The organism is Blattabacterium cuenoti, assembly GCF_014251695.1.
Taxonomy (GTDB): domain Bacteria; phylum Bacteroidota; class Bacteroidia; order Flavobacteriales; family Blattabacteriaceae; genus Blattabacterium; species Blattabacterium cuenoti_T.
On record NZ_CP059195.1, the window covers coordinates 621,898 to 630,624 of the forward strand.

The 8,727-nt window shown below is 25.6% G+C and carries 9 protein-coding genes; all 9 read right to left on the reverse strand.

Features of this window, described 5'->3' with window-relative positions; all coding sequences use genetic code 11:
- Nucleotides 1-2 precede the first annotated feature (2 nt).
- Genes sufB through H0H62_RS03065 form a run of 9 tightly spaced genes read right to left on the reverse strand, consistent with a single transcriptional unit; the run spans nt 3 to nt 8,555 of the window.
- A complete protein-coding gene (gene sufB, locus H0H62_RS03025) occupies nt 3-1,445 on the reverse strand; it encodes a Fe-S cluster assembly protein SufB (RefSeq protein ID WP_185860713.1) in 1,443 nt (480 codons plus the stop codon).
- On the reverse strand, nt 1,445-1,774 hold the full coding sequence (locus H0H62_RS03030) for a HesB/IscA family protein (RefSeq protein WP_185861018.1): 330 nt from the start codon (nt 1,772-1,774) through the stop codon (nt 1,445-1,447). Before H0H62_RS03030 ends, sufB begins: the two co-directional genes overlap by 1 nt.
- Nucleotides 1,775-1,830: 56 nt before the next feature.
- Nucleotides 1,831-2,343, reverse strand: coding sequence for a DUF192 domain-containing protein (locus tag H0H62_RS03035; RefSeq protein ID WP_185860714.1), 513 nt, complete (start codon nt 2,341-2,343; stop codon nt 1,831-1,833).
- Nucleotides 2,340-3,224, reverse strand: coding sequence for a prolipoprotein diacylglyceryl transferase (lgt, locus tag H0H62_RS03040; RefSeq protein WP_185860715.1), 885 nt, complete (start codon nt 3,222-3,224; stop codon nt 2,340-2,342). Before lgt ends, H0H62_RS03035 begins: the two co-directional genes overlap by 4 nt.
- 15 nt (nt 3,225-3,239) lie before the next feature.
- Nucleotides 3,240-3,458: a membrane protein insertion efficiency factor YidD gene (yidD, locus tag H0H62_RS03045; RefSeq protein WP_185860716.1), complete on the reverse strand. Its 219-nt coding sequence runs from the start codon at nt 3,456-3,458 to the stop codon at nt 3,240-3,242.
- Nucleotides 3,459-3,470: 12 nt separating this feature from the next.
- Nucleotides 3,471-5,753, reverse strand: a complete 2,283-nt coding sequence (locus tag H0H62_RS03050) for an aconitate hydratase (protein ID WP_185860717.1) — start codon at nt 5,751-5,753, stop codon at nt 3,471-3,473.
- Nucleotides 5,754-5,785: 32 nt separating this feature from the next.
- Nucleotides 5,786-6,556, reverse strand: a complete 771-nt coding sequence (locus tag H0H62_RS03055; protein ID WP_185860718.1) for an alpha/beta fold hydrolase — start codon at nt 6,554-6,556, stop codon at nt 5,786-5,788.
- Complete coding sequence (locus H0H62_RS03060) at nt 6,553-7,278, reverse strand: pyridoxine 5'-phosphate synthase (protein ID WP_185860719.1); 726 nt, start codon at nt 7,276-7,278, stop codon at nt 6,553-6,555. The genes H0H62_RS03055 and H0H62_RS03060 overlap by 4 nt, the downstream gene beginning before the upstream one ends.
- Nucleotides 7,272-8,555 carry a mechanosensitive ion channel family protein gene (locus H0H62_RS03065; RefSeq protein ID WP_185860720.1) on the reverse strand — a complete coding sequence of 428 codons (1,284 nt, stop codon included), beginning with the start codon at nt 8,553-8,555 and terminating at the stop codon, nt 7,272-7,274. The genes H0H62_RS03060 and H0H62_RS03065 overlap by 7 nt, the downstream gene beginning before the upstream one ends.
- Nucleotides 8,556-8,727: the final 172 nt, after the last annotated feature.

Below are 8,727 nucleotides of genomic sequence, written 5' to 3' on the forward strand. Positions count from 1 at the left end.
TATTATCCGACAGATCCTTCCAAAGAAATTTCCAAAAGTTTTTGAGCTTCTACTGCAAATTCCATAGGAAGTTTTTTTAAAACCTCATTACTAAAACCATGTACTATTAAAGAAATAGCTTTTTCTGTATCTATTCCTCTTTGTTTACAATAGAAAATTTGATCTTCTCCAATTTTTGAAGTTGTGGCTTCATGTTCGACTTTAGAAGTCGAATTATATACATGAATATATGGAAAAGTATGAGCTCCACATTTATTTCCAATTAATAAAGAATCACATTGTGAAAAATTTCGAGAATGAATTGCTTGAGAAGAAATTTTAACCAATCCTCTATAATTGTTTTGAGCTTTTCCAGCGGATATTCCTTTTGAAATAATAACACTTTTAGTATGTTTTCCTATGTGTATCATTTTAGTTCCCGTATCTGCTTGTTGAAAGTCTTTAGTTAAAGCCAAAGAATAAAATTGTCCCATAGAAAAATCTCCTTTTAGAATACAAGATGGATATTTCCAAGTAATTGAAGAACCTGTCTCTACTTGTATCCAAGATATTTTAGCTCCTTTTTCACACAAACCACGTTTTGTGACAAAATTAAAAACCCCTCCTTCCCCTTTTTTATTTCCAGGAAACCAATTTTGAACAGTTGAATATTTAATTTCAGCATTTTCTAAGGCTATAATTTCTACTACAGCAGCATGTAATTGATTTTCCTTTCTTTGTGGAGCAGTGCATCCTTCCAAATAACTAACATAGGAATCTTTATCTGCAATAATTAAGGTCCTTTCAAACTGACCTGTTTTATTTTCATTAATGCGGAAATATGTAGATAATTCCATAGGACAACGAACTCCTTTTGGGATATAACAGAAAGAACCATCTGAAAATACAGCTGAATTGAGAGCTGCATAAAAATTATCTTGTTTTGGAACAACTGACCCTAAATATTTTTTTACAATATTTGGATATTTTTTCAAAGCATCGTTCATAGAACAAAATATAATGCCTTGATCTTTTAATTTATTTTTAAATGTAGTGGCTAAAGAAACGGAATCTAGTACGATATCAGTTGCTACACCTGAAAGAGTTTTTTGTTCTTCTATAGGAATTCCTAATTTTTTAAACGTATCTATTAATTCCGGATCCACTTCTTCCAAATTATTTAAATTTATTTTTTTTTTGATAGCAGAATAATAACATATATTTTGAAAATCTGGAACCTTGTATTTTATATTTGCCCATTTTGGGGAATCCATTTTTTTCCATATATAAAAAGATTCCAATCTCCAATCCAACATCCATGTAGGTTCCTTTTTTTTTTCTGTTATTTTTCGAATAACGTCCTCATTTAAACCTACTGGAATTTTATATGATTCTATTGGAGTATAAAATCCATATTTGTATTCAGATTTAGACAAATTTTCTAGTATTTTATTATTTTTTTTCATTATGATGAAAAACTTTTTCCACAACCACAAGTATGTTTAGCATTAGGATTTTTAAAATAAAAACCTTTCCCATCCAATCCATCTGAATATTCTAAAGTTATTCCTTCTAAATAAGGAATACTATTTTTATCTACCAATATTTTCATTTCTTGGTCTTTAAAAAATTTATCTCCTTCTTGTTTTTTTTGATCAAAAGTTAATTCATAAGACATACCTGAACATCCTCCAGTTTTGACTCCAAATCTTACGAAAGAAATATCCTTAGATAGGCCTTCTTTTTTCATAAGAGAAATTAGTTTATTTTTAGCTTTTTCAGATATAAAAACCATAATATTAATATTTATAATTTTGTATCTTTCACAAGATAAAGATATTTTTTTCACAATTAACTATTCCAAATAATTTTTGTAACTCCTTTTTTTATTCCCCATTTGTTCGACATCCCAGCATTAATTTCCAAAATATATTTTATATTTATGGGAGAAGTAAAATTTCTTATTTCTATATCCTTCATAGGACTTACGTATTCATCAACAAAAACAACAGTATCAAATTGATTAATATATACAATATCTAAAGGAATTCGTAAATCTTTCATGTTTATTTGTTTATATTCTTCTTGGCTTTTCAATAAGAATAACATTCCTCTATCTTCTTTAAGAAAAGATCTATATTTTAATCCGTTTCTTTTTTCTGTATCTCTATGTGCTAATTCTACATCTATTTTTTTTATGATATAATTATTATTTTTCAAATACAGTTCTCCATCTTTAAGAAATTCTATTTCAAGTATGTTTCCAATATCTAACAATATATCAGAGGGAAAATCAATTCTTTCAGAAGATTCTATAAATAAACATAAAATCAATAAATAAAAAAAAATATTATTTTTTTTCATAATGAAAAAAAACATTTTTTAATTTTTGACCAATTAAGAAGAAAAAATCCAAACATAATAAAAGGAATGCTAAGCCATTGTCCTGTATTTATATATAAAAAGTGAATCAATTCTTCTCCTTGTGGTTCTTTCATAAATTCTAGTAAAAAACGAATAGACCAAAGTAAAATAAAAAAGATACCGGATAAAAATCCATTACAATTTTTTTTTCCGATTCTATAAAAATAGCAAAGTAATAAAAAAGTGAATAGATAACCGATAGATTCATAGATTTGTGTAGGATGTCTGGGAATTATTTCTCCATATTCTGTATCCATTTGAATAAATTTTACTGCCCATGGCAATTTTTCATTACATGGTTTTCCTATAATTTCAGAATTATAAAAATTTCCTATTCTGATGAAAACAGCAGATATAGATACGGGAATACATAATCTATCACATAACCAAATAAAAGATTTTTTCTTTAGGATTTTTTTACTATAAAATAGATTGGATAAAATAATTCCTATAGTTGCACCATGACTAGATAAACCTCTATAACCAACAAATTCATAACCTTTTATAAATCCTAATAAAAAATTATGTTTATTTTCTTTTATAGGAAGGAAGGCTTCAATCCAATGATCTGAAAAATATGAAAAATCATAAAATAAAACCTCACCAAATCTCGCTCCTATAATAGTTCCAAAAAAAGTACATATAAATAAAGGGTCCAAATATTTTTTATGTATATTATCATTTTGATAAATATATTTCATAATATACCATCCTAATGAAAAAGAAATAACAAACATTAGACTATAAATATGAATAAAAAAACCTTTCCACAAATTAAATTTGTGAATTGGATCCCAATTAATATATTCTAATGTTTTCATGATTATAAAATTTACTTAATTAATAGGATCATAACCCGATGCCCCCCAAGGATTACATTTTACAAATCTTTTTGCACTTATAAGAATAGCTTTAAAAAAATGGAATTTTTTTAATGATAAAATCATATAATTTGAACAAGTAGGTATATATCTACAATTATTTCCTATACATGGAGATATCCCTATTTGGTATAATCTGATAATTTTTATAAAAAAAATTCTTATAATTTTCATGTTGTATATATTTTATTGGTTTTTAATAAAATTTAAAGATGAACCAAATTTAAACCATTGAATTTGGTTTTCATTATAAGAATGATGAACTATTATTTCTTCTTTATATCCATTTTTATGAATTAATTCTATTTTAACATTTTTATTAGGACATATATTTTTTATATAAAAATGCAATATATCTTCTTCTTGAATTTTGTAATAGTCATCAGGATTTAAAAAAGTTAAAGCTAAAACTCCTTGTTTTTTCAGATTAGTTTCATGTATTCTGGAAAAAGATTTAACCATAACTATACGAACTCCTAAAAAACGAGGTTCCATAGCCGCATGCTCTCTTGAAGAACCTTCTCCATAATTATCCTCTCCTACAATCAAGGAGGGAATATTTTTCGACTTGTAAAATTTAGCAACATTATAAACTGTATTATAACTTCCTGTTATAATATTTTTTATTTTATTTTTTTCATGATTGAAAGTATTTATAGCCCCCATTAATAAATTTTCAGAAATTTTTTCAAGATGTCCTCTATATTTTAACCAGGGCCCAGCCATTGAAATATGATCCGTTGTACATTTTCCTTCAATTTTAATTAAAAGTCTAACATTTAAAAAATTATTTCCATCCCATGCTAAAAAAGGGGATAAAGGCTGTAACCTACTAGAATTTTTTTTTATGATCACAGATAAATTTTTTCTTTTTTCTTTTTTTGAAAAATTTTCATATCCTAATTCTTTTATATTAAAATTTTTTGTAGGAATTTCCATTGATTTAGGTTCTTCAAATTTTACATCCTCCCCTATTTCATTTTTCAATGTATCTTTTCTAGGATCAAATGTTAAATCACCAGAAAAAATTAAGGCAGTGACAATTTCTGGAGAAGCTATAAAAGCATGTGTTTTTGGATTTCCATCATTACGAGATGAAAAATTTCGATTAAAGGTATGGATGATTGTATTTTTTACGTTTTTTTTATTTTCATTTCTAATCCATTGTCCAATACAAGGACCACAAGCATTAGAAAAAATTTTAGCTCCAATATCTTTAAAACTAGATAAAAATCCTTTTTCATACATAAGAGAAAAAACTTTTTTTGAGCCTGGTGATATCATATATTCTGAATGAATTTTCAATTTTTTCTTTTTTGCTTGTTGAATTATTGATATTGCCTTTGATAAATCTTCATAAGAAGAATTTGTGCAAGACCCAATTAATCCTACCTCAATTTTAGTTGGCCAATTATTTTTAGCTGCTTCTTTCTTCATTTTAGAAATAGGAGTAGCTTTTTCTGGAGTAAAAGGACCATTAATATGTGGTTCTAAAACATTTAAATCTATTTTGATAACTTTATCATAGTAATTATATGGTTTTTTATATATTTCTGGATCCGCTTTCAAAAAATCTTTTATTTTTTCAGACATGATAGATACCTCATTTCTTCCATTTTTATTCAAAAAATCTTTCATGTTATCATCATAAGGAAATAAGGATGCTGTAGCACCTATTTCTGCTCCCATATTACATATAGTAGCTTTTCCAACACAAGAAATACTCTCAATTCCATCTCCAAAATATTCAATAATATGATTTGTTGCTCCTGAAACTCCAATTATACCAGACAATTTTAATATCACATCCTTAGGAGAAGTCCACCCATTAATTTTCCCTATTAAATTTACTCCAATGATTTTAGGAAATTTCAATTCTAAAAATGATCCTGACATAACTTCAGCAGCTTCAGATCCTCCAATTCCTACTCCTAACATCCCTAATCCTCCAGCATTAGGAGTATGAGAATCTGTTCCGATAATAAAACCTCCAGGAAATGCATAATTCTCTAGAATAACCTGATGTATAATACCGGATCCAGGCCCCCAAAAATCTATGCCATATTTATGAGATGCAGATCTCAAAAAATTATATACTTCTTCATTTCTTTCTATAGCATTTTTTAAATCTAAATATGATCCATCTTTAGCAGATATAAGATGATCACAATGAACAGAAGTTGGGACAACCGTTTTATATTTTTTAGTTTGCATGAATTGAAGTAATGTCATTTGAGCTGTAGCATCTTGCATGACAATACGATCTGGAATAAAATTGATGTAACATGAATCTCTAAATTTTTGAATATCAAAATTATATGCTTGTCTTTCTTTTATTTTACTCCATAAATGAGAGTACAAAATTTTTTCCGAATAAGTCATAGGATGATTTATAACATTTCGAATTTTGTCAATTCTATACAAAAAATTTGTATAAAAATCTCGAATCATATCAAGATCAAAAATCATAAAATTATTATTTTAAAAATAATATACATAAATTATGTTTCGTTTAAAAAAACACTTACTTCCTTGTAGAAGTCTGTAGGATTGTCTATATGAATCCAATGATTAGATTTTTTTATAGTACAAATTCTATATTTAGGAAATAACTTACGTATAGAATAATGGTCTTTATGAAGAAGATAATTCGAATATTCTCCTCGTAAAAATAGTGTAGGGCCATGATATAAACCATTTTTTATTTCTTTATGAATTAAAGAATCATAATTTTTTTCAATATTTAATAAAGAAAAAGAAAAACATAATTTTCCATTTTTTTGTCTTTTAGTACACTTAGAAAAAAATGACCTGACTTTCATATCATCTATCCAGATTTTTAAAAAAAAATCAAGATCTTTTCTGCTTTTAATGATATTGAAATCTACTTTTTTTAAAATATAGATTAGTTTTTTTTGATTAATATCAATGTAAGCTTTAGGGCTAATATCCACAATTATCACTTTTTGTGGAATAATAGGATATTTAATAGAAAATTTCATAACTGCCCTTCCTCCCATAGAATGTCCTAATAATATAGGATGATTTAATTCATAAAAACAAATATATTTTAATATATCTGTTGATATGATATCATAATTCATTTTATCTGAAATAAAACTATTTCCATGATTCCTAATGTCTAATAAATGAACTTGATAAGTTTTTTCAAATTTTTTAGCAAAAGAAATCCAATTTTTTCCATTTCCAAACAAACCATGAAAAACTAAAATAGGAGGACCAGATCCATAAATTTTAGAATTTAATATCATTTTAATACTTTATGAATTTTTTTTAAATAACTTTGTATTGTATTTTCTAATCCCATATATATAGATTCGTTAATTAAAGCATGTCCAATTGATACCTCTGATATATAGGGGATTTTTTTTATTAAAAAAGAAATATTATCCAAATTTAAATCATGTCCAGCATTAATTAACATATGATTATCAACAGCAATTTTTGCTGTATCAACATATATATCAATACAATTCCATTTTTTATCTTCATATCCTATAGCAAAATAGCCTGTATATAATTCTATCCTATCTGCTCCTGTTTTAGCTGCATATGGGACTAATTCAGGTTTTGGATCTAAAAAAATGGAAGTACGAATTCCATAATCTTTTAATTTTTTAATTTTATCTGTCAAAAAATCTTGATACAAGAAAGTATTCCATCCAGAATTTGATGTTATTACATCTTCAGAATCAGGAACTAAAGTTACTTGTGAAGGCTTAACATCTAATACTAAATTCATAAATTTTTCAGTAGGATTTCCCTCTATGTTCAATTCTGTTGTAATAACAGAACTTATATCATAAACATCCTTATATGTAATATGTCTTTCATCAGGACGTGGATGAATAGTTATTCCTTGACATCCAAATTTTTGAACATCTATTGCGACCTGCAAAACATTAGGAATATTCCCACATCTTGCATTTCTTAATGTAGCTATTTTATTAATATTTACACTTAAGTTTACCATTTTTTTAAAACTTCTTTTTTCGTTACTTGTGTAACTTCTAAATCAAATTCTTTGGATGCTGTTAATAAATGATCAAAAACGCTAGCTTGTATTTGTTCATATTTGATAGATTCAGAAGTATTCGTGAAACAATATAATTCTACAGGTAAACCATAAGGAGTAGGTTCTAAATGTCTTACCATCAAAGTTTCTGATTGTGATATTTTTGGATGTTGAGATAAATATTCTAATGCATATTGACGAAAAAGACCAATATTTGTTAATCTTCTTCCATTAATATTTATACTTATATCAATATTTTTTTTTTTGTTGAAAATATCTATTTTTTTTTGTTTTTGTTGTATATAATTTTTTATTAAATAAATATGTTGAAATTTTTTTAATTCATCAGAATTACAAAAATGGAAAGATTGTATATTAAACAATATAGATCTCTTAATTCTACGTATGTTTTTTTGACGCATAAATTCAAAATTAGTAACGGCAGTAGAAATTAAATCATAAGTAGGGACGCTAGTAATAGTTTTATCAAAATTTTCTATTTTCGCAGATGTTAAATTTATTTCAATAACTGTTCCTTCTATATTATATTTAGGAATTCTGATCCAATCCCCTACTTTTATCATTTTTGTGGATGCCATTTGAATTCCTGATACAAATCCTAATATTGTATCTCTGAATACCAATATCACAAAAGCAGTTATAGCTCCTAAACTTGTAAGGATAGTAATAAGATCATTTTTAGTAAGAATAGCAATAATAACTAAAATGCAAAATATAATGGATATAATTTTCAGTAATTGTGAAAAAGAACGAACTGCTATTGTTTGATGATTATTTTCACTTGTAGCTATTCTCATAATGGAATTTACAACCCGAATTAAAAATTGTAAAACAATCAAAACGAATAATATATCAAATATTTTTTCTATATAAATGATAATTGTATGATAGTTTTTAAAAAACGGTTTAATTAATATTAAACCAATTGATAATGGGAAAAAATGTGCTAAACTATCAAAAACTTTATTTTCATATAAAATATTATCCCAAACAAAATGAGTAGAATTCACTATTCTTCTACCTATAAGACGAACTCCTCTATTAAAAATAAATTCCAAAATTATTAGAAAAATAGTAAAAAATAACATTTTACCTATTATAACAAGAGTTATAGTCCCCCATTTTTTGAGATCTAAATTATGTAGAAAATCATAAATTTCTTGGATTTGAAAAATAATTGTTCCTACTTTTTCTATAAAAATTTTATAACACATGAGTCGAAATTCTTATCAAGAATAAAATAGAATATTTCACTATATTTTGAGTTATTATTAATAAATATTTAAAATTTTATTTTTTATGTTTTGTAGATTGAATAATATAATAGATATTGAGTTTGTTTAGAAAGATAAAAATTTCGACTCAATTTTTTAAAATTTTATACTT